Below are 25,675 nucleotides of genomic sequence, written 5' to 3' on the forward strand. Positions count from 1 at the left end.
CGCCACCTGCACCGCCGCCCCACTCTGGTAATAACCAGTGCGCTATGGTGGGGGTATGTCCACGCCCGAGCAGCCCCCCACCGAAATCCAGGAAGGCCCCCTCCCGAAACACGCGCAGCTACGCATCATCCTCGAAGAGTACTGCCGCAATCAGCTCTCCCCCGGCGACCCGCTGCCCGGCGAACGCGCCCTCGAGGAGACCTACCGGGTCTCCCGGATCACGGTGCGACGCGCGATCGGGGACCTCGTCGCCCAGGGCAAGCTCCGCCGGGTCCGGGGCAAAGGCACGTTCGTGGCGCCGAGCCCACTGGTGAGCAAGCTGCAGCTGGCCAGTTTCTCCGAGGAGATGCAGGCGCAAGGCGTGGTGGCGTCGTCAAGCATCTTGTTGGCGGAGCGCGCGCCAGCGCCTCAAGAAGTCGCTGAGTACTTCGGCACCCCGCCACACACAGAGCACATCCACCTGCGTCGCCTCCGGCTTGGCGACGCCCAACCCTACGCCGTCGACGACGGCTGGTACAACGGCGAGCTGGTCCCCGACCTGCTGGAACACGACCTGCAGGCGTCGGTGTACGAGGTACTCGATAAGCGTTACAACCTCGGCATCACCAAAGCTGAGCAGACCGTGACCGCCGTGAATGCCGGCGCGACCGTCGCCCCGTTACTCGAGGTGCCGGCGAACCGCGCGCTGCTGCGAATCGTGCGCTATGCGCAAAGCCATGGCACACGTGTGGAATACTGTGCCAGTGTGTACCGGACGGATCGTTATAGTCTGCACACACAGGTACTGCGCAACCTCGAGGGATAGGAAATGCACATGGCTAGCAGGACAACAGCGCTGCGCGGCTTTCTCGTCGCGCTGCTCGCGGGTGCGGTCGGCTTCGGCTCCTACACCTACAACGCGTCGCCCGCGCCTCAAGATGAGGCTCAGGTATCGACGTCCACTCCGAAACGACACAGCAAAAACAAGCCAGCGCCGTTCACCACGGCGGACCAAGGCGCCTGCCTGACGTGGGAAGCCGACGCCGAAGGCCACATCACCGCCTTCGAGCAAACCGACTGCGCACTCGAGCACCGCTTCGAGGTCTCGGCGCGCGAAGACCTGGCAACCTACCCCACCTCCGAGTTCGGGCCGTCTGCACCGATGCCGAACCAGACCCGCCAGGCACAGCTGCGCGAGGAGCTGTGCGGAGGCGCAACCCTGCGCTACCTCAACGGCGCCTTCGACCCGAACGGGCGCTACTCCATCGCGCCGATCCTGCCACCCGCGGCCGCGTGGGAAGAGGGTGACCGCACCATGCTGTGCGGCCTGCAGGAAACCGACCGCGACGGCACCCCAATCCTGACCACGGGCCGCGTGTCCGAGCAGGACCAGGCGCGCACCTTTAATCCCGGGGAGTGCGTAGCCATCGACGGCACCTCCAGCCTGAGCAGCGTGGATTGCAACGAGCCACACCAGATGGAGATCACCAGCACGGTGGACCTCGCACCGGTTTTCCCCGACCACACCCCGAGCATCGAGGAGCAGGACAACCACCTTCGCGACGTATGCACCGACGCCGCCCAGAAGTACATGGGCGCGGAGGAAAACCTCTACCAGATCGCGCTGCAGCCGTTCTGGACCACGCAGAAGCCGTCCGCATGGGAGGGTGGCTCGCACAGCGTGAACTGCGCGCTGGTCTTTTCGAATCCGGAGGGGCAGTTCGCTACCCTGACCGGGTCCGCGACCGCCGGGCGCGAAGTGCTCAAGATCGACGGCAACCCGCCACCGGAGCGTCCCGAGCGCCGCCCGCTTCGGGAGGAGCAGCCCCGACCATGATGGAGCCGGTCAGCCAGGACGCCTTCGAGGAGATGATCAACGACGCCCTGGACACCATCCCCGAGGAGTTCGCCCGCCACATGACGAACATGGTGGTGCTGGCCCGCGACTTCAACCCGGACGAACCCATGCTACTCGGACTGTTTGAGGGCATCCCCCTTACTGAGCAGCACTCAAACCACAGCGGGTTCCTGCCGGACGCGGTATTCGTGTACAAGGACGCACTCGAGGCGATGTGCAGCGACGAAGAAGAACTGCGCCACGAAGTAAAGGTGACCGTCCTCCACGAGGTCGGCCACTACTTCGGGCTCGAGGAGCACGAGCTGCACGAACTCGGCTGGGGTTAGCCGAAGCTATCCCTGCTTAGCGCAGCCCGTCCACCCATGCCTGGGCCTCCGCCAGGCGCGGGTTGCCGCTGGGCCACGTGGCCTGCTGCGCGCACGGCCACGACCCCAGATACGTAATCTGCGAGGACCGCAGGTACACAGCCCGCAGCGCCTCCGCCACGGCGGTGTCGTCGATATGCCCCACGATGTCCACGTGGAAGGAGTACGTGTTCGGCTCCTTGCGTGTTGGGCGTGACTCAATACGGGAAAGGTGCACGCCGCGGAACGCGAACTCCTGCAGCGCCGCCACCAGGGTGCCAGGCTCGTTCGGGGTCTGGAACACGATCGACGTCCTATCGTTGCCTGTACGCGGCGTTGGTTTCCCGGACGGACCAACCAGCACAAAGCGCGTCCGCGCCGTGGACAAGTCGGCCACGCCGCGCGCGTGCACCTCGAGCCCGAGCAGCTCCGCCGCGCGCTCCGGGGCGTAGTGGCCGACGCCCCATGTGATGTCGTGGCCCGCATGCCGGTGTCTCATGCCCGGCTGGAGGGTTCGAGGAGACAGGCCACGTCCGCCTCCCCCTCAGCGACGAGCTGCGCCGCGGCGCCGTTCGATGTCGCCGGGTGGAAGGTCACATTCGGGGCGTGCTCGGCCATCCAACGCTTTACCTGCTGGTAGGCCACGGGGTGGGTGGCGAAGCGGGTGGCGTCGACAAGTGAAGCACCGGGGCGCGTCATGATTGCGAAGGCGATCTCCAGCTCGGTCTCACCGTAAATCTGCACCCCGGGCGCCTCGGTCAGCGCGTCCGTCGTCGCGGTGACCGCGCCGTCAACCGAGTTCTCCACCGCAACCACCGCGTAGTCCGCGCGCCCGGCGCGCACCTCGTTGAGCGCCTCCGCCGGGGAATCCACAGGCACAAGCTGCGGGTCGGGCAGGTCAAAGTTCCAGACGGCCTGCTCCGTGAACGTTCCCGCCGGGCCGAGGTACGCAATCGTTGTCATGGGGCTACTGTAGCCTGCATGCACACTCGGTACCGCGTCGAAGTCCTCCTTGTGCTGGCCGTCACCTTCGGCGCCAGCGGGCTGCGCGCCGCGCTGCGTCTAGTCGACTCGCTGTTGCAGGCGCCCCTCAACGAGCAATCGACGACGCTCTACTCCCAGGCGAGCTCCATCGGCTGGCTCGACGTGGCGCTCCAGGCGGTCTCAGCCCTTTCGCTTATCGGGTGGGGTGGCCTGGCGTGGTACCTGCTGGGCACCGCGTGGGTTGCGCCGAAGTGGCGCGACTGGCTGCGCGGCGCCGGGTTCGCGGCACTTATCGGCATCCCGGGGCTGGCGCTCTACATCGGGGCGGTGCGCTTCGGCTGGTCCAAGGTAGTCATCCCCACCACCGAGGCTGTCCAGATCCCCACTTCCCTCTTGTGGGCGTTCGCCAACGGGTTCGCCGAAGAAGTCGTGGTGGTGATGTACCTCTGCACCCGGCTGCGGCAGATGCGCTGGTCGGTACCCGCCACGATCGCCGCCTCCGCGATCCTGCGCGGCTCCTACCACCTCTACCAGGGGGTTTCCGCGGGCTTCGGCAACCTCGCGATGGGCGCCGTCTTCGCCTACTACTACCACCGCACCGGCAAAGTCTGGCCACTCATCCTCGCACACTTCCTTATCGACGCCGTCGCTTTTCTCGCCTACCCACTCCTGCCGTCTACACTGTTGCCATGAGTACGCCGCATTCCAACGATCCCCGGGATAACCTCGAGGACTTCGTGCTTGGCAGGGACGGCCAACCGCTCGTGGACCGCTACGGACGCCCCATCCGGAAGCGTCGCCCGCAGCGGGAGCAGCAACGGCCCCCTGCCTGGCAGGAACGGCCAGCCATCCGGCCGGAGCGGCGCGAGCCGCAGGAAACACGACAGTACAACCCGCGCGACTACGAACCGCGCGAATACCGGCCGCGCCAGTACCCGGCGCAGCAACGTCCAGCGCAGCACAGGCCGCCGCAGCAGCGCCCGGAGCGCGAGCACGTCCCGATGCAGGTCACGCAGCGGCCACAGCGCTGTCTCTTATCCACCTCTTCCCGATGCAGGTCACGCAGCGGCCACAGCGACCCCCACGGCAGCGCACGCAGCGGCGGAGGGGGCGTCGAAAAGGTGGCTGCGGCCGTCTGCTCGCCGCCCTCCTCGTGGTGCTGCTCGCCCTCACCTTCCTTGTCGACGCCCGACTCTCCCGCGTCGACGCCCTGCCCGCCGAGCGCATCGCGAACACCTCGGGCACGAACTGGCTGCTCGTCGGGTCCGACTCGCGCACGGGCCTGAGCGAGGAGGACGCGGCGCGCCTCGGCACCGGCGGCGACCTGGGCACCACCCGCACCGACACGATCATGCTGCTGCACCTGCCGCTGTTCGGGAAGGCGACGCTGGTGTCCATCCCGCGCGACTCCTATGTGGCCGTGCCCGGCTACGGGCAGGAAAAGATCAACGCGGCGTTCGCCTACGGCGGCCCGCAGCTGCTCATCCAGACCGTTGAGCAGGCATCCGGCCTGCGGGTGGACCGCTACGCGGAAATCGGCATGGGTGGGTTGGCAAACATCGTCGACGCCGTCGGCGGCGTAGAAATCTGCGTGGCGGAGCCCATCCAGGACCCGCTGGCCAACCTGTTCGTCGAGCCCGGCTGCCAAACGATGGACGGCGCGACCGGCCTTGGGTACGTGCGCACCCGCGCCACCGCCCAGGGCGACCTGGACCGCGTCGGGCGCCAGCGCGAGTTCCTCGGCGCCCTGACCAGCCGCATCCTCTCTCCCGGCGTGCTGCTCAACCCCTTCCGGGCGCTGCCACTGCTGTGGACCGCCCCGGCCATGTTCACCGTGGGCAGCAAGGACCACGTATGGAACCTGGCCCGCATCGGGCTGGCGTTCAGCATGGGTCTGAACACGGAAACCATCCCGGTGGGCGGGTTTATGGACGCGGACGTCGGCAACGTGATCCTGTGGGACGAGGTCGCTGCCGAGCAGCTCTTCTCGTCACTCAGGTAGGCCCCCGAATAGCCCCCGTGTAGCCCGGTCGCCCTCTGTTTAGATGGTGACCTGGCGGGACTTGATGTTGTCCAGCTGCTTGCGCTCGTCGGCGCTGAGCTGGGCCTCGTTCGCGTACTCGGCCTCGATGGCCTTGTTCAGCGCCACCAACGCATCCGCGTAGGACGCAGGCTCCACCGCCGGGTCCAGGTCCCACACCGGGACCACAACACCATGGGTGCGGAACGCGCCAGCGAACTTCGTGCCTTCACCCAGGTTGAGCTCACCGCGCGCCGCGATGCGCGCCAGCGCCGAGAGCATCTGGCTCTCGTTATCCTCGGTGCGCACCCAGCGGATGTGGGCCTTGCCGCCGCCTGGGTTGACCCACCACACGGCGCCCGGCGCGTCCGACTTGACCTCGACGGACGGGATGACGGCGTCGTTCGCGGCCGCCATCGCCTGCTGGATCTGCGGCGGAACCTGGGCATCCTCCGGGAACCACCAGGAGAAGTCGTCGTAGGAGGTGACGTCCAAGGCGGCGTCAACCGGGAAGATGTCCTTCAGGGTCGGCTGCTGGCCGTCGGCCGCGGTGGACTGGAGCTGCTCGCCCTCCTTGGCACTCAGCACCCAGTTCAGGGCGTACGCGAGGTCGCGGCCCGGGTTCTGGGAGTGCGCAGCAACCTGCAGCGCGACCAGGCGCTCGCCGCCCTCGCGCACCATCGCCGCGACGGCGCCTGGCAGCACCGTCACCAGCTGCACCGGGGTGTCCTTCACGGTCACCTGCGCGGTTGCGGACGGCACGAACTCCTGCAGCGCCACCAATTCGGCCTCAGCGGCCAGGCCCTCGTACGGGCGCGGGTCCTTCTGCAGCGCCTCGCGCTCAGCGGCGCGGGCAGCGAGTTTCGCCTGGCGGCGGCTCATTCCCTCTGGGAGATTCTCTTGCTTTCTACGGTTCTTTTTAGCCATAGACACACATCGTACAGGCGCTACAGCAGCCCTGCGTACGTCTGCAGCGCCAACTGTGGGTGGTCGGTCGCGATCGCATCGATGCCGTGTTCGGCACACCACCGCATATCCTTCGGGTCGTTGACCGTCCACACGTACGTCGGGCATCCATACTTGCCGATCAGCTCCGGGCGCCGCTGCACATGCGCCAACCCCGGCCCAATCCCGTACGGGCTCGAAAGCATCACGGACTTCGGGTTCCACTTCGCTTCACGCAGCCGGAACAGGTAATACGTGAGCAGGTCCGGCGCCATCCGCGTGAAATACCGCACCGCCTTATGCGAGAAGGAAATGATTGTGACCTGCTCCGAATCCAGCATGCCCGCGTACGCCAGCGCCCGAAATGTCGCCTCGTCCACCTCGGGGCCGTAGCGCGTCGGGTGCTTCGTCTCAATATAGAGGTGCTTGTCCGGGTAGTCCTGCAGCAGCTCGAGCAGCTCTTCGAGCAGCATCACCTGCTGCGGGCACTCCTTCGTGCCGCAGTTCAGCTCGCGCAGGTCGCAGAAGTCCATCGTGGACACGCGCCCCATCCCGTCCGTCGTGCGGTCCACCAGGCCGTCATGGAACACCACCAGCCGCCCGTCGCGCGTCAGCCGCACATCGCACTCCACGCCGTGAATCGGCAGCTTCAGGCCCGCCTCGAACGCCAGGTGCGTCGACTCCGGGTACATCGCCGAGAATCCACGATGCGCCACAATCTTCGGCAACATTAGATTCCACACTCCACGCCGGTCGAGTGGTGCGGGCAGTACCCGTTCGGCACCTTGTGCAGATACTGCTGGTGCTCATCCTCCGCCAAGTAATAATCGACGCCCCACCCCACCTCAGTCGTAATTGGGGCAAAGCCGGCGTCGACAAGCTGCTCACCGTAGTGCGCAACCCACCCTTTGATGTCCTGCGCCTCGTGCTCCGTGTCGGTGAAGAACGCCGAGCGGTACTGCGTCCCCACATCATTGCCCTGACGGAAACCCTGCGTCGGGTCGTGCGCCTCAAGCGCCGCACGCACCAACTCCTTCAACGAGACGCGCTCCGGGTCGTAGACCACCTCCACCAGCTCAACGTGGTTCGTCTGCCCACTGCACACCTCCCGATACGTCGGGTTCGGCGTCACGCCCCCGCCATACCCAACCGACGTCGACTCCACCCCCTCCATCTGCCAAAACATCTTCTCAGCACCCCAAAAACACCCAATACCCACCAGCAAGCGGCGCTGGCCCTCGCGCCACGGACCAGTAATCGGCGTCCCCAACACAGCATGCGGACGCGGATGCGCCAACACCGGCTCATCACGGCCAGGCAACGTGCGATCTTCAGGAACCAGCTTCGGCGTCGGTGCAAACAAGAAACCCATAAAAATCAGCGTACGCCATTGCGGGAATGTGATTCTTGTCTATTATGGGGCACGTCACCAACCCCAAACGAAAGGAACTGACAATGGCTGTTTACGAACTTCCAGAGCTCCCATACGCATACGACGCACTCGAGCCACATATCTCGGCCGAGATTATGGAGCTGCACCACGACAAGCACCACGCGAACTACGTCGCTGGCGCAAACGCCGCACTCGAGGCCCTCGAGGCAGAGCGCAACGGCGACGCCAACCCGGACAAGCTGCGTGCACTGTCCAAGAACCTGGCATTTAACCTGGGTGGCCACACCAACCACTCCATCTTCTGGAAGAACATGGCACCGAACGCAGGCGGCGCACCAACCGGCGCAATCGCCGAGGCAATTGACCGCGACTTCGGTTCCTTCGAGAAGTTCCAGGCACACTTCTCCGGTGTTGCAACAAGCCTGCACGGCTCCGGCTGGGCAGTCCTGGGTTACGACCACATCGCAGGCCGCCTCATCATCGAGCAGCTCACCGACCAGCAGGGCAACATCTCCGTTGACTTCACCCCACTGCTGATGCTCGACATGTGGGAGCACGCCTTCTACCTGCAGTACAAGAACGTCAAGGGCGATTACGTCAAGGCTTGGTGGAACGTTGTCAACTGGGACGACGTCAACGATCGCTTCGCAGCGGCTTCCAAGTAAGTCGGTATAGACAACGCCATGTAATTCTGTTAGATTAAAGGCGCTCTCGCGAGGAGCGCTTTACATGGCCACCCGCCGTGTTTCATACAGGGGTATGAAACACGGCGGGTTTTATCTGTATTCACGACGAGTCCGTTGAAGGAACCAGGACCCACTAGGAATATTAGGGTAGGCTAACCTGCCATGCAAGAGGGGGTAGGGAGCGGGGTTAACCGGGCCTGTTCCCTGTTTCGGCAGTTCTGCGTTCCGGTCGACCTGCTCCGGTCGACCGATGCAGGTCACGGCGTTTTCGGTCATTTTGGTACGTTTTTGTCGATTTTGCGCTGACCAGGGTTGGTCGACCGAAAGAGGTCGACGGGAGCGGTTTTCGGGTGGCCGTCTCACGACCTGCGCACCACATTCCACCACGCACACAAACCGACATGGGCTTTTACAAATCCGTCCACCAAAACCAGGAATGTGGTGCATGCATCCTGAACGCTCCTTGAGGTCCCCGCCACAAAGTGCCAGGATATGGAGCATGAAGAAAGGGAGCCCGGAGTATCGTCGCGCAACGATTGCGATGCTGCTCGCCGGGCTCGGAATCTTTAACGCCCTCTACGCCACCCAGGCCCTGCTCCCCACCCTGGCGGAGGCGTTCGACGCTTCCCCGTCCACGACGGCGCTGACGGTGTCGGCGGCGACGGGCGGGTTGGCGCTGTGTGTGGTGCCGGCGTCGATACTTTCGGAGAAGTATGGGCGCGGACGCGTGCTGATCGTGTCAGCGCTGGTGGCAACGGGCATTGGCCTGTTGTTGCCGCTGGCGCAGTCGATGGAACAGCTGGTGCTACTGCGAGCCCTGCAAGGCATCGCGATTGCAGGCACCCCGGCCGTTGCGATGACCTGGCTCTCCGAGGAGCTCGACGCCAAGGACCTGCCCGGCGCGATGGGCTTGTACATCGCCGGCAACACAATCGGCGGGCTGACGGGTAGGTTGATCCCGACGGGTTTGCTGGCGGTCACGTCGTGGCGGTGGGCGCTCGCAGCCAGTAGCGTGACGGCACTTGCACTGGCGATTGCAACGGCGATCCTGCTCCCTGCGCAGCGGAACTTCACGCCGAAGGCGAAGCTGCGGCCGGGTAATGAGTTCCGCGCGATGGTTCGGCACGCGAGGAACCCGCGGATTCTGGCGCTATGTGCGACGGCGTTCATCGGGATGGGCGTGTTCGTCTCCCTGTACAACTACCTGGGGTTCCGCGCGATTGACTACTTTGGCCTGCCGCCGTCGCTGGTGGGGCTGGCGTTTTTGCTGTACCTGTCGGGGACGTGGTCTGCGTCGCGTGCGGGTGCGCTGGTGAGCAAGTACGGTCGCGGGCACGTGGTGATTGGGGGCGCGTCGCTCATGGTGGTGGGCCTGATACTGGCAGCGATACCGAACCTGGTGGCGCTGCTGGCCGGTCTGCTGGTGTTTACGGCGAGCTTCTTCGCGATGCACTCGACGGCCTCTGCGTGGGTGGGCATCATCGCGGAGCGTGACCGGGCGGAGGCGTCCAGCATGTACGTGTTCTGGTACTACATGGGGTCGTCGATGGTGGGGGCGGCGTCGGGCTGGGTGTACGAGCTGCTGCCGTGGGCCGGGTTCACGATGGTGCTGGCCTGCCTCGTTGTGGTGCTGGTGCTGATTACCGCGGCAGTGGCCCGCAACACCAGGCGTTAAAACACCAGGCGCTAAACCCCAAAGCTAGAGCAAAGGGATGCCGGGGGCGTCGGCGGCAAGGAATTCGCGGACGGCACGGGTGGCCCGGCAGTCGTCTTCGTTGTACTGCAGTAGGGTCTGTTTTGCGTCCTCGTCGCCGCGGACAGCGGCGAAGCGGCGGTCGATGGAGGCTTCGCCGTCCATGTCGTCGTCCTCCCAGTGGAAGCCGACGATGGGCCCGAGCACCTTCAGCCCCAGCCCGTCGGTACCGACGAGGTGCTTGCGCACCGCCGCGAACACGTCGACCCACTCGTCGGAGGCGATGAACTCCTGGACTTCCTTGGCGTCGATGCTGGCGAAGCGCTGCGCGGACATGCGCAGCCAGTGGTTTTCGCCGGCGGCGGCGTAGCAGTAGGCGGCAAACGTTTTGCCATCTGCGTGGGCTTGGGCGCGCTGGTCGAGGAGCCAGCGCCAGAACGCACCGAAGTTGGCTTCCTCCGCGTCGCCGCCGACTTCCTCCCACGTCACGAACGGCCGGTAGCGCTCGCCGTCGAAGGTGCCCCACAGGTAGGCGCCTTGGTCCATGTAGGACTCCATGTCGATGTCGATCTCGACGTCCGCGCGGCGAATACCGATCGGTCCCGGTCTCCTGAGCAGGGGTATCCCGGCGCGCCAGGCTTCGGCGATGCGGGAAGGTTCGCCGAGCTGGGCGTCGATAAGCTGTTGGACCGTCGTGATGCCCTGGGCGCGGAAGCGGTCACCCTTGCCACCGGGCAGCACCAGCGAGATGTCGTCGCGCGCCTCGAGCTCAGGCAGGCACAGCGGCCAGAACCTGCAGGTGGCGCACTGTTTGTAGCGGGTTGGGTGCTCGGGCGTGGGCTCAGCGAGCGCGAGCAGCAGCGGCGCGACATACTTTTCGACGTCCACTCCGTACGCCAGCGACCTATCCTGCCCAATGACGCCGCCGCGGCCCGCGGAACGCTCCCCGAGTAGGAGGTGCGCCATGGCTAGCCGGTAGCCGTCGATGGTGTGGTGGCGGTACTTGCCCGCTACCCGCAGTGGTGCCCCCAGCCCGAGGCGCCCAACCGGCACGGCCTGCAGCGTCGAGGTCGGGTGCGTGCGCGCGACTCTGTGGTTCGAGATGATCACTGGCACGTACCCGTCGGCCGTGCGCACCAGGATGTCGACGTCCACCTCGACCGCCACCCCGGCGATGTCCCCATGGAGCGTCGCCCGCGTGATCAGGTGGGTGCCGCGGCGCATCAAGTCGAAGACGCCCTCGGTGGTGGCGTCCGCGGCGTCGGCGCGGGTGAAGAGGCGGCGCCGGCCGTCGCCAAGCGCTGGCTTGGTAGGCAGCTGGGCGAGTACCGCCTCCTGCACCGCGATGCGCTGCGGCATGTGCGCCTCGGCCTCCTCGCGCGACGGGTAGTCCGGGAACTGGCACCTCCGGCGGAACCGGAAGCGGCACCCCACAAGATCCGACGGCCGCATGCGTGTGCCATCCTGCTGCTTCGACGTACTCACAATGGGCAATACTCTACTAGGCGCAGTGGAGAAACAGGTAAGGTTGGTGTCCAAACGAACGCTGAAGCGTAAAGGAGTTAACTCGCATGGGACTGTTCAAATCCATCCGGAAAGCACGCACGAAGGCCAAGGCTGAGATTAAGGCCGCGCAGGCGCACGCCCGCAAGCTTGCCAAGGAGGAGGCGAAGCAGGACTTCCGCACCGCAAAGCTGCTGGACAAGGCCGAGAAGCGCCTGCTGAAGGCAGAGAAGCAGGGCCTGAAGCAGAAGCGCAAGCACGAGGAGCGGCTAGCGAAGGCACATCTGCAGCGCATTGAGGAGTCCGGCATTACGAAGAAGAAAGCCAAGCAGTGGCTCGGCGCGACCCGTCTGCTCCTGCCGGTGCTGTTGCCGCTGTTCTACAAGGGCTGGACGTCCTACCAGCAAAAGCAGGTGCAGCAGCGCGCGCAGAGCGTCGGCCTGTCCTCCCAGGAAGTCTCGCGCTTTTCTGAGAGCGGCGGGCAGCTGAAGTCGCGCGTCGACGCCCTCGAGGGCCAGGTCAAGACCGCCGAGCTGCCGAAGGGCTTCGCCACCGACGCGAAGGTCCGCCTCGCGGAGCTGCAGACCGCGGTGGAAAACGCCGAGCACATGAACCCGGTACAGCAGCGCCTGGCTCACAACTCTATTGATGAAGACCTGCAGAAACTGTCCGCGGAAGTGCAGAAGAAACTTAATTAGTATTATCGGCCAAAGTATTTGCTAGACTTCCTCCAAACGCGAACACTACTCCCAAGTATCGCTCTTGGGAGTACCGGAGAAAGGACAGCCTTCATGGCCCGGCAAAATATCACCCAGTTTTTCGACGACCTGGACCACACGCCCCTGCACGAGGCGGATGTTCGCGTGATCCGCTTCGGGCTACAGGGGAAGAATTACGTGCTGGACCTCAAGCCGGAGAACGCAGAGCGCTTCCTGGCGCAGCTCAAGCCGTACGTCGAAGCAGCCAGGGAGGCGTGCGACGCGACCGATCGGGCCCTTGACCCCGCCGAGATCCGCCGTTGGGCGCAGACCGAAGGCCTGCCCATTGCCAACCGCGGCAAGATCCCCCTTGGCATCGTGGAAGCATTCCACGAAGCCCACCCCTACTACTAGAGCACGCCCTGCTCGCGCGCCGACGCCACGGCGGAAGTACGGGAACGCACACCCAGCTTGTCGTAAATGTGCACGAGGTGGGACTTCACGGTCGCCTCTGAAAGCATGAGCTCCGTGCCAATCTCCCTATTCGACGACCCCGCCGCCACCAACTGCAGCACCTCCAGCTCACGCGGCGTGAGCGAGGAGCGCGGAGTGCGGTCGCGCGTCTCGAGGCGCTCGCGCACCACCGGGGACATGGTGGCGTCGCCACGCGCGGTGGAGCGCACCGCGGCGACGAGCTCCTCCGGCGGGGCGTCCTTCAGCAGGTAGCCGACGGCTCCGGCCTCGATCGCGCCGAGGATGTCGGCGTCGGTGTCGTAGTTGGTCACCATGAGCACCTTCGGCGGGTTCGTCATCGAGGCGATGATCTGCGCCGTTGCCTGCGCGCCCGTGGTCACGCGGGTGCCCTCGACGCCCGCGCCGAAGCGGAGGTCCATCAAAATCACGTCGATGCCACCGGCCTGCGCCATCGCGATCGCGCCCTCAGCTGTGGCAACTTCGCCGACGACCATAATGTCTTCGGCCTCCTCGAGCACGGCCCGAAGCCCCAGCCGGACGATCTCATGGTCATCAGCCAGCAACACACGAATCATGAAGTTTTCCTCTCCACCTGGTCAGTCTTTTGTTTGATACTACTCGGTACCGCCACAGAAAGTGCTGTCGGCCCGCCGGGCTGGGACTCAATTGCCAGCTCACCGCCCAATTCCTCGGCCCGAGAACGCATCGCATCGAGACCCAAATGGCCTAACCCTGAGGGCTTTTTGGCCTGGCTCGCTACGTCGAAGCCCTTGCCGTTGTCCACCGCATCAAGGCGGACCTCGTCATCCCCAAACGTCAGCGTGATGCGCATGCGGCTCGCCTCGGAGTGCTTCACCGCGTTCGACACCGCGCCCTGCGTAATACGCAGCAGGCCGGCCTCGATGCGCATCGGCAGCTGCTGCGGCTCACCGTCGACCTCCACCTCGATGTCCATGTCGCCCGTCGTACCGAAGTCCGCCGCGATGCGGCGCAGCGCCTCCTCCAGCGACGTCGTGCTCAGCGGCGCCGGCGTCAGCGCCGCAATAATCGCACGGGTCTCCGCCAAGTTTCTCGACGCCGCCCTACGTGCCGTCTCCATCCTCTTCAACGGCGCCGCCAGCTCTTCCTCCGAAAGGTCCGTGGCCAACAGGTCGCGCTCCGCGGCGTGCAGCAGCATCTGGATCGAGGACAGGTTCTGCGCCACCGTGTCGTGAATCTCGTGCGCGAGCCGTTCCCGCTCCTGCGCCACACCGGCTGCGCGCTCCGTAGTTGCTAGCTGTTCGCGTGTCTCCAGTAACTCGTTGATGAGCTCGGCGCGCTCGTCGCTCACCTTCGTAATCGTGGTGAAGGCATAGTTGATCGCCAGGACCACCACCGCCGACAGCGCCGGCCCCAACACGCTGCCCAGCGTGAGATGATCCGGCAGCTGTACCAGCACCGTGATCACAAGCCCAGCAGCCACCCCGGCAATACCTCGCCAGTCGTTGAACGCGCGCATGTAGACGAAGAACAGGGTGAACACCCAGTACATCGCCACCACGGAGATCGTCGTGTCCAGCATCCACACGCCGGTGAGCCCCACGAGCCACAGCACGCGGCCCGGGGTTGCCCAGTAGTGCATCTCTGTCATCCCGTAGAACAGGAGGAAGGAAAACGTCGTCACCAGAGTGATGTGCAGCAGCGCCTCATCCAGCGACATCCGCGCCAGCGCCGCCAGCGACACCAACACTAACGACACCGACAACACCGTGATACCGATATCCAAGGAGCGGTTTACCGGCACCTCAGTGGTTTCGCCGGGGCCCGGCGACAACACAGCTAATCTGGAACCCATGCGTTTGACACTACCCACCCTCGCAGCAGTCATGGCATTCGGCGTCCTCGCCGGGTGCGCCGCCCCCGACCCGGATCCGGCGCCCGCGGGCGAAGGGGGCGTCGAGAAGCAACAAGCCGCCCTGCCTCTCGACGCCCTGCCCGCCACCGACCGCAACGCGTGGCAGCCCTGCCCATACCTCGACACCGACTGGGTCGCCGACGCCAACGGCCAGCGCGTCACCGGCGTAGGTATCGACGCCCGCTTCGACCCCCCAGCCTGCCAGTTCTGGTCCTACCCGCCCGAGCCTCAGCTGACCGTCATCGTGCGGCACATGGACAGCCCCGAGGACGCCATGGCCGTTGTCGACTGGGCAACACCCATCGACTACACCGAACCCGCCAACCAGCCAGCCGGGTGGAACGGCGGACGCCACGGCGGCGGGGCCGTACCCAACAGGATCGGCGCCGCCTACTCCGTGGCCAAGAGCAACACGGCCGTGACCGTGTTCACCAACCAGGACGAGTCCATCAAGGCGCAGCTCGTCGCCGAGGAGACCATCAAGAACCTGCAGCTCTAGGGCGTTACACTGCAACGTCGTTGTAGGGCATCTGCGCCGACACCCACGGAAACACCACTTCCATCAGCAGGAAGAACACGGCCACCGCGATCACGATCGCGAGCAGCCACTTCACCGGCGTAGGCCCCGGCAGCATCCGCCAAAGTGCTCCATACATTGTCTATCTCACCTCCGACATCGCCTGCGGCAGCGTTTGCTCGCCCGGTGTTTTCGCCAGCACCTCAGTCTGCACGGCGTGGATGATCATGCGCTCCGCGTTCGAAAACTGCGGGTGGCACGTGGTCAGCGTGATCATGCCCAGCATGTCCGGGCGCACCTCAATGGAGGGCTGCTCCGGGATCGGGTTGATCACGTTCACGTCTCCCGGCAGCGTAATGTGCCTGCCCACCACGTTGCGGTACTCGCCCGTCGCGATCGGCTCGTTGATCTCGGCTGGCACGCAGCCCGCCGCCACGTCCCGGCGTTCCTGCGGATCCAGGCCCATCGGCAGCACGCGGTACGTCACCCAGGAATCCTGCGTCTCCACCACGATGGCGTCGCAGCTGTTCAGCGCCCCAAGGTCATTGAACGGCGCGCCCTTGCCCACGCGGTGCCCCGCCACCGCGAAGTTGCCCGGCTCGCCCGGCATCTGCGTGTCCGGGTAGCGGCCCGGACCCACCAACAACTCGTTCTCGTCGGTGCCCTCGATGATGGCGAACTGGTAGTCCGACCCGAACGCAGGGATGTACATGCGCGCGAATGCGTCGCCAAGCTGTGGCGTGCGCAGCTGGCGCGGGTTCTTCCACTGCTCCGACAACGTGTCCTGCGCTTCGTTCTGCATCTTGCCGGAAGCGATATTCGTCCAATAGGACTCGTAAAAGGCGAACAGCAACAACAACGCCCCGATGGTCAGCAGCACCTCGCCGAACACCTGGGAGGCGCGCACCTTGCGTCTGGGTTGTTGGTAAACCATGGCCTAACATTAGCGAATGATGGAAATCCTCGTCTATCCCGTGTCCGCCGTGCTGCAGTTCTGGCACTGGCTCCTCGCCGACGTCCTCGGCGCCCCCGTCTCTGGCGCCTGGATCGCATCCATCATCCTGCTGGTCATCACAGTGCGCGGCGCCATCGCACCGTTTTCCTGGAAGACGTACAAGGTAGGCCGCACCAGCTACATGATGCGGCCACACATGAAAGCCATCGCGGACCGCTACGGCAGCTCCACCGCACTCGAGGACATCGAGGCGGAGCGCGAAGCCATCAAGAAACTCCGCAGCGAGCACGGCTACAACCCGCTCGCCGGCTGCGTTCCCGCCATGATCCAGCTGCCGTTTTTCTTCGGCCTGTACCGCCTGCTGTACTGGCTCGCCGTCCCCGACGTCGGCGACGCCCACCGGATCGGCCTGCTCACCCCAGACGAGATCGAAAGCTTCCGCAACACCACGCTTTTCGACGTCCCCCTCCCCGCCTACGTCTCCATGACACCAGAGCAGTTTGCCTCCCTCGGCACTACGGTCGACGCCGTTCGCGGCCTGGCCATACCGATGCTCATCGCCGCCATCTGTTTCACCAGCATCAACCTGCTGCTCTCCCAGATCCGCAACCGCACCACCCTCGAGTGGGAAAACGCGTTCACCCGCGGCAGCTACCGGTTTCTGTACTGGATGATCCCCTTCATCGCACTGTCCCTGACCACGGCGGGACTGCTCGGCCTCGTGCCGATCGCGCTACTGCTGTACTGGGTAGTCAACAACTTCTGGACCGCCTCACAGACCGTTCTGCTCTGGGCGTTGCTTGTAAAGCGTTTCCCCTCCGAAGAGATTCACCGCAACCATGTACGCGAGGCGCGCGAAGCGTACGTCGAAAAGAAGCGGGAGAAGCGCGAGCGCAAGCGGACCTGGCGCCGCAAGAAGGCTGGCGCGCTCGTGCGACCGACGACCATCCCAGCGGTTCGCCGCGACATCCGCGCAGAAAAATCCGCCCTAGCCGAGGCCAAGCGCGACGAGAAGCGCGCCAAAAAGGCAATCGAGAAAGAGCGGTCGAAAGTGCAGCGGGAGGCTAAATCGAATAGTCAGCAGGAGGAGTCCCAAGCGTAGCTTTCGCCAGCGTACGGGCAGTTTCCAGCGGCGCGGTATCGCGCACAAAGCGGGCTCCCGCCAGGCCGCCGTCGAGGAAGATCAAAAGCTCATTCGTCTGCGAGGCCGAGTTGTAGCCGTTCTTCACGCTGAGCAGGTGCGTAATCGTGTCGTACATCCACTGGCGGTGCTTCTTACACGCCGCAACGATGCGTTCCTCCGACTCCGTGTCCGGGCGCGGATACTCGTTCGCCGCGTTCAGGAACGGCGAGCCACGGAATTCCCGGTCTGGCTCCTCCTCAATCGCCATGTCGAAGAACGCCAGCACCTTGCCGTCCGCGTCGTAGACATGCTCGGTGCGCTCCGCCCAACGCTGCCGGTACTCCTCGTCCAGCCGCTCAATGTACGCGATGACCAGGTTGTCTTTCGACCCAAGCAGGGAGTACAACGACGCCTTCGCGACGTCCGCCTCCCTCAAAATACGGTCAATACCGATGACGCGGATGCCTTCTTCTTGGAAGAGTTTCGTGGCGGCGTCCAGCAGCCGCTGCCGGGGGCTGGGACGATTCCGCCTCCTGGAAGCACTCTTTGCCTTGCTGGTTGTACCGCTGCTCACGCGACTGCTCCTCCAAAATCTCTAGTAGACAAACCAGTACGTTCACCATACCGCGTACCGTAGTTTCTGAAAAGAAAAATACCGGCCGGGGGTGTGTCCCTCCGGCCGGTACATACATCACGCGCTTTTCGCGCTACTGGCTATTGGCGTTGTTTGCCTTTCACAAAGTTGACAATGGTCAGCAGGATCACCGCACCAAGGATGCAGGTGAAGAAGCTAAACCAAAGTCCGCCATTGTCGACGTCCACTCCGAACTTCGCCAGCAACCAGCCGCCAATCAGACCACCAATAATGCCGACAATAATATTCAGGCCGATGCCCATGTCGGCGTCCTTGCCCTTAATCTTCGAAGCGATCCAGCCCGCAAGTCCGCCAATGATAATCCAGCCGAAAAAGCCAAGTCCCAGCATGTGCACGTCTCCTTCTATAACGATCGTTTAATGTCTACTGACCATGGTGCCTCCCATTCGGGCATAATGCCACTACGATTCGGACACCAACGGGTAACGATCTGGAAACGGCACCGCTGGGACTTGGTTGCGTTCCGCGAGATTAGTCGTTCGGACGAACAACCATCATCGGGCACGGCGCGGACTGCAGCAGCGCACGCGACGTCGAGCCGAGCAGCATGCCCTTGAACCCGCCACGACCGTGGGAACCGGTGACCAGGAGCTGTGCGCCTTCAGCGGCCTCGGTAAGCGCGCGGACTGGACGGTCACGCGTAATCACCTTGCGGATCTGCACATCTGGGTACTTCGCGGCGGAGTCCTCCAGGTAGCCATTGAGGATCTCGTCCTTCTCCTCCTGCACAGCCTTCCAGTGCTCGTCCGTGACAGAGAACCCAGCGCCCGGCCCCTGCACCTGCGTATCGATCCAGGTGTGCACCGCAATCAACTCCGCACCGCGAGCGTGCGCCTCCTCAAAGGCGACCTCCGTTGCGTGGCGGGAAACCTCAGAGCCATCAACGCCGACTACGACCGGGCCGTACTTATTCTCTTCCGTCACGTTGTTGTCCTCGCGGACCACCACAACCGGGCAGCTTGCGTGGGAGACAACCGCACCAGACACAGAGCCGAGGACCATCCCGGAAAGCCCGCCAAGGCCACGCGACCCCATCACGATCATGGTCGCGGTACGCGACATCTCAAGCAGCATGTCAATCGGGGATCCCTCCGCGATTGCGTGCCCAATCTTGATATCTGGGGCGACCTCAAGCGCGATGTCACGCGCCTCCTCGACCTTCTGGATGGTTTCCTTCTGCAGATCGTCGAACAGTTCCTTCGGCGGAACCATCCCCTCCGCGTACAGGAACTGCGGCATGGTGTAGCTTGCAGCCAGCTGCAGCGCGATGCCGCGCTTCGCGGCGGTGTTCGCCGCCCAGCGGACCGCGTTGTGGGAAGCCGGGCTTCCGTCCACAGCTACGACGACCATTTCTTCATTCGACATGTGTTTCGCCCTTTCTCAAGAAGGTAGGCAGTTTCTACCCCCATTGTAGACAAAACCCACATCGATATCGTGGCCCTTATTTGGGAATTTCCACGGGCTTCGCGCCCTCAGAGTTCGCAGGGAAGAACGTCTCATAGAGTGCTCGCAGCACGTCCGCGATCACCTTCCCGATACCTTCATTGAAGAACGCCAGTACTGGTTGCAACATCGCTCCAATATCCATAGCGACTAATCTAGCAAAGGATATGAGTAGAAAACGAAGGAAGTCGCCCCCGCCACTGCCTCCGCGCGATGGCCTCGGCGCGTCACGAGTCCGCGTCCCCGACGCCCCCATTACCGCCGGCGACTTCCTCACCGAAGTCATCAAGGGGCAGCGCCACCGCCACCCCGATGACGACGCCGCAGCCGTCCTCCAGCGCTTCGCCGTCGGCGAAGTCGTCCTGCGCGACGGCACCCCGCTCTCCCCCAACGATATTTTGCAGCCAGGCACAGACGTCTTCTTTTATCGACGCCCCGCCCCCGAAACTCCCGTACCGTTTACTCACACCGTGGTGTTCGAAGACGATAACGTCCTCGTCGTCAACAAACCGCCGTTCTTGGCGACGATGCCACGCGCCGCCCACATCACGGAGACCCTCACCGTCCGCCTTCGCCGCGAGACCGGCAACGAGGAGCTCACACCGGCGCATCGCCTCGACCGCATGACGAGTGGACTGTTGCTGCTGACGAAGCGCCGTGAAGTCCGCGGGGCGTACCAAGACATGTTCGCCCGCAGAGAGGTACGACGCTTGTACTCGGCGGTTGCGCCTTATGATCCTTCGCTACCTGCCGGACCTTGGCGGCATCACATCGTCAAAGAACACGGCGAAGTTGCTTCCAAGATTGTCCGCGGCGCGGAACCCAATTCAGAAACGCTGTTCCTTGGCGCGTCCCGTTTGCCGTCAGAAGAGGAAACAGTGCTACAAGAACGCTACGGAGTGGAAGGACCGCTCGGGCGCTATCTCCTCGAACCGATCAGTGGACGCACGCACCAACTGAGAATCCAGATGTTGGACGCCGGGGTGCCCATCATCGGCGACTCTATCTACCCCGTCCCACATCCTTTTGGGGAGGACGACTTCACCAAACCAATGCTGTTGGAATGCATTTCCGTTGCCTTCACCGACCCGCTCTCCAGCAAGGCCGTCCACTTCACGACCGACCCATCGGTGCCCTGGCCATAAACCCTCTCGGAGTACCAATAGTGTGTCTCCAACGGTAGCCGAGGCAGCTGTGCACCACATTCCGGGTCTTCGAGACTGTGCGGTGGCGTTTCCCCAGCTCACGCCCCCTACGTAAAGGAATCTGGTGCACACACCCCACACCCGAGCCACACCACACCCCCACGCACGTGGTGCACACCCCCACCAAAACAAAAAAGTGTGGTGAGTATGTGCCACAACAACACACACTCACCACACACAAGAAAATGAAGTTATAGGCCGGCGGTAACCTACTCTCCCACACCCTCCCAGGTGCAGTACCATCAGCGCGGGCGGGCTTAGCTAACCGGGTTCGGAAAGGGACCGGGCGTTTCCCCGCCGCCATCAACCACCGACACGACCAAAATCGTGCCAACACAATACTGTTGATAACAACGACAATATTCAAATAATCAGCACAGGCATGTCATGCCAGACACTGCACAGTGGACGCAAACACTCTTTTTCTTCTCGCGGAAGAACACTCAATAATTTGACCATAAACAACACCAACATGTGTGTGCTTTGTTTTAGTCTCGGTGTAATTAGTACCAGTCACCTTACACACCTCACAGTGCTACCAGATCCGGCCTATCAACCCCATCATCTCTAGGGAACCTCAAACGAAACCTCATCTCAAAACAGGCTTCCCGCTTAGATGCTTTCAGCGGTTATCCCTCCCGTACGTAGCCAACCAGCCCTGCTCCTGGCGGAACAACTGGCACACCAGAGGTACGTCCGTCCCGGTCCTCTCGTACTAGGGACAGCCTTCTTCAAGTTTCAACGCGCGCGGCGGATAGAGACCGAACTGTCTCACGACGTTCTGAACCCAGCTCGCGTGCCGCTTTAATGGGCGAACAGCCCAACCCTTGGGACCTACTCCAGCCCCAGGATGCGACGAGCCGACATCGAGGTGCCAAACCATCCCGTCGATATGGACTCTTGGGGAAGATCAGCCTGTTATCCCCGGGGTACCTTTTATCCGTTGAGCGACACCACATCCACAAGTAGGTGCCGGATCACTAGTCCCGACTTTCGTCCCTGCTCGACTTGTAAGTCTCACAGTCAAGCTCCCTTGTGCACTTACACTCACCACCTGATTGCCAACCAGGCTGAGGGAACCTTTGGGCGCCTCCGTTACATTTTGGGAGGCAACCGCCCCAGTTAAACTACCCACCAGGCACTGTCCCCAACCCAGATCATGGGCCAAGGTTAGACATCCACTACGGTCAGAGTGGTATTTCAACAACGACTCCACAATCACTAGCGTGACCACTTCACAGTCTCCCACCTATCCTACACAAACCGCACCGAATACCAATACCAAGCTATAGTGAAGGTCCCGGGGTCTTTTCGTCCTGCCGCGCGAAACGAGCATCTTTACTCGTACTGCAATTTCACCGGGCCTGTGGTTGAGACAGCAGGGGAGTCGTTACGCCATTCGTGCAGGTCGGAACTTACCCGACAAGGAATTTCGCTACCTTAGGATGGTTATAGTTACCACCGCCGTTTACTGGGGCTTAAATTCTCCGCTTCGGACATGCGTCCTAACAGGTCCTCTTAACCTTCCAGCACCGGGCAGGCGTCAGTCCGTATACATCAACTTAACCGTCTTCGCACGGACCTGTGTTTTTGATAAACAGTCGCTCCCCTCTATTCTCTGCGACCCCCACCAGCAACACACCGAAACAGCATGCAACCAGCAAGGGCCCCCCTTCTCCCGAAGTTACGGGGGCAATTTGCCGAATTCCTTAACCACAGTTCACCCGACCGCTTTAGTATTCTCTACCTGACCACCTGTGTCGGTTTCGGGTACGGGCCATACACACACATCGCTAGAGGCTTTTCTCGACAGCAAAGGATCACCACCATCACCCAACAATTGGGCTACGCATCACGCCTCACACAAAATATCGACCGCATTTCACAAGTCGACGTGCCACACGCTTACACCAAGATATCCAACACTTGGCGCGGCTACCTGACTGCGTCACCCCATCACTGAACTACCACGGATCAGGCCCCACGCATCACCAACAACCACACACCCAAAAGGATGCGCATGTTGCCAGTTCAGGGTGGTTAGTATCACCGCTTCACTCTTTGTCGCATGCATACGGGTACGGGAATATCAACCCGTTGACCATCGACTACGCCTGTCGGCCTCGCCTTAGGACCCGACTCACCCTGGGAAGACGAACTTGACCCAGGAACCCTTAGTCATCCAGCGGATACGATTCTCACGTATCTCTCGTTACTCATGCCTGCATTCTCACTCGCACACAGTCCACCACCCCTTACAGTATGGCTTCACCCCATGCACGACGCTCCCCTACCCATAGTAAAAACTATGCCGCGGCTTCGGCGGTGTACTTGAGCCCCACTACATTGTCGGCGCAGAACCACTCGACCAGTGAGCTATTACGCACTCTTTCAAGGATGGCTGCTTCTAAGCCAACCTCCTGGCTGTCTTCGCGATCCCACATCCTTTTCCACTTAGTACACCCTTAGGGGCCTTAACCGGCGATCTGGGCTGTTTCCCTCTCGACTATGAAGCTTATCCCCCACAGTCTCACTGCTATAGAACACTTAACCGGCATTCGGAGTTTGGCTGATGTTGCTAAGATGATAGTCCCGCTCAACCAACCAGTAGCTCTACCTCCGGCAAACTACTATAACGCTGCACCTAAATGCATTTCGGGGAGAACCAGCTATCACGGAGTTTGATTGGCCTTTCACCCCTACCCACAACTCATCCCCTCAGTTTTCAACCTAAGTGGGTTCGCGCCTCCACAACCTCTTACAGCTGCTTCACACTGGCCATGGGTAGATCACCCCGCTTCGGGTCCAGGACATGCCACTAAACAACACCCAATTAGGATTCGCTTTCGCTACGACTACCCCACACGGGTTAACCTCGCGACATGCCGCTGACTCGCAGGCTCATTCTTCAAAAGGCACGCCATCACACACACGCGGTGCTCTGACGGATTGTAAGCGCACGGTTTCAGGAACTCTTTCACTCCCCTCCCGGGGTACTTTTCACCATTCCCTCACGGTACTTATTCACTATCGGTCACACTTAGTATTTAGGCTTACCGGGTGGTCCCGGCAGATTCACAGCAGATTCCACGAGCCCACTGCTACTCGGGCAAACAATCACCACAACACGACACGCCTTCACGTACAGGGGCTCTCACCCTCTCCGGCACACCATCCCAGGTGACTTCCGCTAACACGCCGCATCATAGGGGTACATGGCAGCATACCCACAATCATCGCCCACAACACCACACGCGCAACCCCTGCCAGGTATCACACACGCATGGTTTAGCCTCATCCACGTTCGCTCGCCACTACTAGCAGAATCACAATTGTTTTCTTCTCCTACGGGTACTGAGATGTTTCACTTCCCCGCGTAACCCCCACACAGACTATACATTCATCTGCAGGTAACACTCCATAACAAGTGCCAGGTTTCCCCATTCGGACATCCTCGGATCAACGCTTTGTTGGCAACTCCCCGAGGCATAACGCAGCCTCACACGTCCTTCATCGGCTAAGCATGCCAAGGCATCCACCGTACGCCCTTGTAACAAAACAAAAACACACAACAAACAAACAACAAACAACCACCACACACAAACAGCATGACAATCACTTGTTGTTAGGCAAACTTACAATCAAAAAATTCTTCCACAAGAATAAAGATGCTCGCGTCCACTATACAGTTCTCACACAACACACCCCACACACCAACCACCAACCAAACAAGTCAGTGATCAACACGCGGAATCATTCAAGACAACACAACTGCTGTCTCAGACACCCAACAGTGCACCAACACACAATAACTATTACTTCATTTTTGACTACAAAAACCCGGCCACACTGCAACCACAACCACAACCACCACACGAATGCATGACAGTCTGGAGCTGGTGTGTCTCCACCCGGAAACAACAATTGGCAGCCACACCCACGGTGACTCAACCAACAACCAAGCCCACAACTGTGGGCCAACAAAATAAAACTCCTTAGAAAGGAGGTGATCCAGCCGCACCTTCCGGTACGGCTACCTTGTTACGACTTCGTCCCAATCGCCGATCCCACCTTCGACAGCTCCCATGACAGGCCACTGGCTTCGGGTGTTACCAACTTTCATGACGTGACGGGCGGTGTGTACAAGGCCCGGGAACGTATTCACCGCAGCGTTGCTGATCTGCGATTACTAGCGACTCCGACTTCATGGGGTCGAGTTGCAGACCCCAATCCGAACTAAGGCCGGCTTTGTGCGATTAGCATCCCCTCACAAGGTAGCAAACGCGCTGTACCGACCATTGTAGCATGTGTGAAGCCCTGGACATAAGGGGCATGATGATTTGACGTCATCCCCACCTTCCTCCGAGTTAACCCCGGCAGTCTCTCATGAGTCCCCACCATTACGTGCTGGCAACATAAGACAAGGGTTGCGCTCGTTGCGGGACTTAACCCAACATCTCACGACACGAGCTGACGACAACCATGCACCACCTGTATAGCGACCACAAGGGAAACCACATCTCTGCGGCGATCCGCTACATGTCAAGCCCAGGTAAGGTTCTTCGCGTTGCATCGAATTAATCCACATGCTCCGCCGCTTGTGCGGGCCCCCGTCAATTCCTTTGAGTTTTAGCCTTGCGGCCGTACTCCCCAGGCGGGGCGCTTAATGCGTTAGCTACGGCACAAATCCCGTGGAAGGGACTCACACCTAGCGCCCACCGTTTACGGCATGGACTACCAGGGTATCTAATCCTGTTCGCTACCCATGCTTTCGCTCCTCAGCGTCAGTTACTGCCCAGAGACCTGCCTTCGCCATCGGTGTTCCTCCTGATATCTGCGCATTTCACCGCTACACCAGGAATTCCAGTCTCCCCTACAGCACTCAAGTTATGCCCGTATCGCCTGCAGTCCCACAGTTAAGCTGTGGACTTACACAAACGACGCGACAAACCACCTACGAGCTCTTTACGCCCAGTAATTCCGGACAACGCTCGCACCCTACGTATTACCGCGGCTGCTGGCACGTAGTTAGCCGGTGCTTCTTCTCCAGGTACCGTCACAAAAATGCTTCGTCCCTAGCGAAAGGAGTTTACAACCCGAAGGCCTTCATCCCCCACGCGGCGTCGCTGCATCAGGCTTGCGCCCATTGTGCAATATTCCCCACTGCTGCCTCCCGTAGGAGTCTGGGCCGTATCTCAGTCCCAATGTGGCCGTACACCCTCTCAGGCCGGCTACCCGTCGACGCCTTGGTAGGCCATTACCCCACCAACAAGCTGATAGGCCGCGAGCTCATCCCATACCGCAAA

25 protein-coding genes, 3 rRNA genes and 1 pseudogene are annotated in these 25,675 nt (G+C 62.1%); 12 read left to right on the plus strand and 17 right to left on the minus strand.

Features of this window, described 5'->3' with window-relative positions:
• The first annotated feature begins 55 nt into the window (after positions 1–55).
• From BQ4436_RS04585 to BQ4436_RS04595, 3 genes are read left to right on the plus strand one after another with little or no spacing between them, the layout of a single operon-like run.
• Positions 56–805 (plus strand): GntR family transcriptional regulator, encoded by a 750-nt coding sequence (locus tag BQ4436_RS04585; protein ID WP_070975651.1) that lies wholly within the window; start codon positions 56–58, stop codon positions 803–805.
• Positions 806–808: 3 nt separating this feature from the next.
• Positions 809–1,816 (plus strand): septum formation family protein, encoded by a 1,008-nt coding sequence (locus BQ4436_RS04590; protein WP_070975652.1) that lies wholly within the window; start codon positions 809–811, stop codon positions 1,814–1,816.
• A complete protein-coding gene (locus BQ4436_RS04595; protein ID WP_070363411.1) occupies positions 1,816–2,163 on the plus strand; it encodes a metallopeptidase family protein in 348 nt (115 codons plus the stop codon). The genes BQ4436_RS04590 and BQ4436_RS04595 overlap by 1 nt, the downstream gene beginning before the upstream one ends.
• A gap of 16 nt (positions 2,164–2,179) precedes the next feature.
• Here BQ4436_RS04595 and BQ4436_RS04600 read toward each other — a convergent pair.
• Positions 2,180–3,144 (minus strand): annotated as a pseudogene (locus BQ4436_RS04600) (prephenate dehydratase domain-containing protein).
• An 18-nt stretch (positions 3,145–3,162) separates the two neighbouring features.
• On the opposite strand from BQ4436_RS04600, the gene BQ4436_RS04605 reads away from it, so the two are divergent.
• Positions 3,163–3,858 carry a CPBP family intramembrane glutamic endopeptidase gene (locus tag BQ4436_RS04605; protein WP_070361754.1) on the plus strand — a complete coding sequence of 232 codons (696 nt, stop codon included), beginning with the start codon at positions 3,163–3,165 and terminating at the stop codon, positions 3,856–3,858.
• 208 nt (positions 3,859–4,066) lie between these two features.
• On the opposite strand, the gene BQ4436_RS12480 is transcribed toward BQ4436_RS04605, so the two are convergent.
• Positions 4,067–4,528, minus strand: coding sequence for a hypothetical protein (locus BQ4436_RS12480; RefSeq protein ID WP_255366125.1), 462 nt, complete (start codon positions 4,526–4,528; stop codon positions 4,067–4,069).
• A gap of 27 nt (positions 4,529–4,555) precedes the next feature.
• Here BQ4436_RS12480 and BQ4436_RS12485 point away from each other — a divergent pair, with 27 nt between their 5' ends.
• Positions 4,556–5,167 carry an LCP family protein gene (locus tag BQ4436_RS12485; protein ID WP_255366126.1) on the plus strand — a complete coding sequence of 204 codons (612 nt, stop codon included), beginning with the start codon at positions 4,556–4,558 and terminating at the stop codon, positions 5,165–5,167.
• A 39-nt stretch (positions 5,168–5,206) separates the two neighbouring features.
• On the opposite strand, the gene BQ4436_RS04615 is transcribed toward BQ4436_RS12485, so the two are convergent.
• From BQ4436_RS04615 to msrA, 3 genes are read right to left on the minus strand one after another with little or no spacing between them, the layout of a single operon-like run.
• Complete coding sequence (locus tag BQ4436_RS04615) at positions 5,207–6,112, minus strand: DUF5926 family protein (protein WP_070975653.1); 906 nt, start codon at positions 6,110–6,112, stop codon at positions 5,207–5,209.
• A gap of 20 nt (positions 6,113–6,132) precedes the next feature.
• A complete protein-coding gene (locus BQ4436_RS04620; protein ID WP_070479694.1) occupies positions 6,133–6,861 on the minus strand; it encodes a glycerophosphodiester phosphodiesterase family protein in 729 nt (242 codons plus the stop codon).
• On the minus strand, positions 6,861–7,502 hold the full coding sequence (msrA, locus tag BQ4436_RS04625; protein WP_070975654.1) for a peptide-methionine (S)-S-oxide reductase MsrA: 642 nt from the start codon (positions 7,500–7,502) through the stop codon (positions 6,861–6,863). The genes BQ4436_RS04620 and msrA overlap by 1 nt, the downstream gene beginning before the upstream one ends.
• Positions 7,503–7,585: 83 nt before the next feature.
• Between msrA and BQ4436_RS04630 the strand changes: the two genes are divergently transcribed.
• Together BQ4436_RS04630 and BQ4436_RS04635 are read left to right on the plus strand one after the other, a co-directional pair.
• Positions 7,586–8,188 (plus strand): superoxide dismutase, encoded by a 603-nt coding sequence (locus BQ4436_RS04630; RefSeq protein WP_070975655.1) that lies wholly within the window; start codon positions 7,586–7,588, stop codon positions 8,186–8,188.
• A 520-nt stretch (positions 8,189–8,708) separates the two neighbouring features.
• On the plus strand, positions 8,709–9,884 hold the full coding sequence (locus BQ4436_RS04635) for an MFS transporter (RefSeq protein ID WP_070975656.1): 1,176 nt from the start codon (positions 8,709–8,711) through the stop codon (positions 9,882–9,884).
• A gap of 24 nt (positions 9,885–9,908) precedes the next feature.
• On the opposite strand, the gene BQ4436_RS04640 is transcribed toward BQ4436_RS04635, so the two are convergent.
• Entirely contained in the window at positions 9,909–11,387 is a 1,479-nt protein-coding gene (locus BQ4436_RS04640; protein WP_255366127.1) for a TM0106 family RecB-like putative nuclease, read from the minus strand.
• Positions 11,388–11,473: 86 nt separating this feature from the next.
• On the opposite strand from BQ4436_RS04640, the gene BQ4436_RS04645 reads away from it, so the two are divergent.
• Both BQ4436_RS04645 and BQ4436_RS04650 read left to right on the plus strand, forming a co-directional pair.
• On the plus strand, positions 11,474–12,103 hold the full coding sequence (locus BQ4436_RS04645; protein WP_070975658.1) for a DUF6474 family protein: 630 nt from the start codon (positions 11,474–11,476) through the stop codon (positions 12,101–12,103).
• Positions 12,104–12,196: 93 nt separating this feature from the next.
• Complete coding sequence (locus tag BQ4436_RS04650; protein WP_070361746.1) at positions 12,197–12,517, plus strand: histone-like nucleoid-structuring protein Lsr2; 321 nt, start codon at positions 12,197–12,199, stop codon at positions 12,515–12,517.
• On the opposite strand, the gene BQ4436_RS04655 is transcribed toward BQ4436_RS04650, so the two are convergent.
• Positions 12,514–13,152 carry a LuxR C-terminal-related transcriptional regulator gene (locus BQ4436_RS04655; RefSeq protein ID WP_070361745.1) on the minus strand — a complete coding sequence of 213 codons (639 nt, stop codon included), beginning with the start codon at positions 13,150–13,152 and terminating at the stop codon, positions 12,514–12,516. The two genes, BQ4436_RS04650 and BQ4436_RS04655, sit on opposite strands and share 4 nt — an antisense overlap.
• A complete protein-coding gene (locus BQ4436_RS04660) occupies positions 13,149–14,411 on the minus strand; it encodes a sensor histidine kinase (RefSeq protein ID WP_070975659.1) in 1,263 nt (420 codons plus the stop codon). Before BQ4436_RS04660 ends, BQ4436_RS04655 begins: the two co-directional genes overlap by 4 nt.
• On the opposite strand from BQ4436_RS04660, the gene BQ4436_RS04665 reads away from it, so the two are divergent.
• Positions 14,410–14,970, plus strand: coding sequence for a DUF2020 domain-containing protein (locus BQ4436_RS04665; protein WP_083329434.1), 561 nt, complete (start codon positions 14,410–14,412; stop codon positions 14,968–14,970). The two genes, BQ4436_RS04660 and BQ4436_RS04665, sit on opposite strands and share 2 nt — an antisense overlap.
• A gap of 4 nt (positions 14,971–14,974) precedes the next feature.
• Here the strand turns inward: BQ4436_RS04665 and BQ4436_RS12215 are convergent, their stop codons facing one another.
• Positions 14,975–15,127 carry a hypothetical protein gene (locus BQ4436_RS12215; protein WP_168156155.1) on the minus strand — a complete coding sequence of 51 codons (153 nt, stop codon included), beginning with the start codon at positions 15,125–15,127 and terminating at the stop codon, positions 14,975–14,977.
• A gap of 3 nt (positions 15,128–15,130) precedes the next feature.
• Positions 15,131–15,922 (minus strand): class E sortase, encoded by a 792-nt coding sequence (locus BQ4436_RS04670; protein WP_070975660.1) that lies wholly within the window; start codon positions 15,920–15,922, stop codon positions 15,131–15,133.
• Between the two features lie 16 nt (positions 15,923–15,938).
• Here BQ4436_RS04670 and yidC point away from each other — a divergent pair, with 16 nt between their 5' ends.
• Positions 15,939–17,045, plus strand: a complete 1,107-nt coding sequence (yidC, locus tag BQ4436_RS04675; protein ID WP_070975661.1) for a membrane protein insertase YidC — start codon at positions 15,939–15,941, stop codon at positions 17,043–17,045.
• On the opposite strand, the gene BQ4436_RS04680 is transcribed toward yidC, so the two are convergent.
• The 4 genes from BQ4436_RS04680 to BQ4436_RS12220 all read right to left on the minus strand — a co-directional run bounded on the left by BQ4436_RS04680 (position 17,008) and on the right by BQ4436_RS12220 (position 19,309).
• Positions 17,008–17,640 (minus strand): TetR/AcrR family transcriptional regulator, encoded by a 633-nt coding sequence (locus tag BQ4436_RS04680; RefSeq protein WP_070975662.1) that lies wholly within the window; start codon positions 17,638–17,640, stop codon positions 17,008–17,010. The two genes, yidC and BQ4436_RS04680, sit on opposite strands and share 38 nt — an antisense overlap.
• 140 nt (positions 17,641–17,780) lie before the next feature.
• On the minus strand, positions 17,781–18,050 hold the full coding sequence (locus BQ4436_RS04685; RefSeq protein WP_070361740.1) for a GlsB/YeaQ/YmgE family stress response membrane protein: 270 nt from the start codon (positions 18,048–18,050) through the stop codon (positions 17,781–17,783).
• 142 nt (positions 18,051–18,192) lie between these two features.
• Positions 18,193–19,086, minus strand: a complete 894-nt coding sequence (locus BQ4436_RS04690; protein ID WP_070361739.1) for a universal stress protein — start codon at positions 19,084–19,086, stop codon at positions 18,193–18,195.
• Positions 19,087–19,162: 76 nt separating this feature from the next.
• A complete protein-coding gene (locus tag BQ4436_RS12220; RefSeq protein ID WP_176754811.1) occupies positions 19,163–19,309 on the minus strand; it encodes a hypothetical protein in 147 nt (48 codons plus the stop codon).
• 22 nt (positions 19,310–19,331) lie between these two features.
• Here BQ4436_RS12220 and BQ4436_RS04695 point away from each other — a divergent pair, with 22 nt between their 5' ends.
• A complete protein-coding gene (locus tag BQ4436_RS04695) occupies positions 19,332–20,309 on the plus strand; it encodes a pseudouridine synthase (protein WP_070975663.1) in 978 nt (325 codons plus the stop codon).
• A gap of 256 nt (positions 20,310–20,565) precedes the next feature.
• Here BQ4436_RS04695 and rrf read toward each other — a convergent pair.
• From rrf to BQ4436_RS04710, 3 genes are all read right to left on the minus strand, one after another.
• Positions 20,566–20,684: ribosomal RNA gene (gene rrf / locus BQ4436_RS04700) — 5S ribosomal RNA — on the minus strand.
• Positions 20,685–20,850: 166 nt separating this feature from the next.
• Positions 20,851–23,931 (minus strand): 23S ribosomal RNA (locus BQ4436_RS04705).
• Positions 23,932–24,368: 437 nt separating this feature from the next.
• Positions 24,369–25,675: ribosomal RNA gene (locus BQ4436_RS04710) — 16S ribosomal RNA — on the minus strand; the annotation flags it as partial.

Origin of the sequence: Corynebacterium sp. MC3 (assembly GCF_900099485.1) — a bacterium.
Classification (GTDB): domain Bacteria; phylum Actinomycetota; class Actinomycetes; order Mycobacteriales; family Mycobacteriaceae; genus Corynebacterium; species Corynebacterium pseudogenitalium.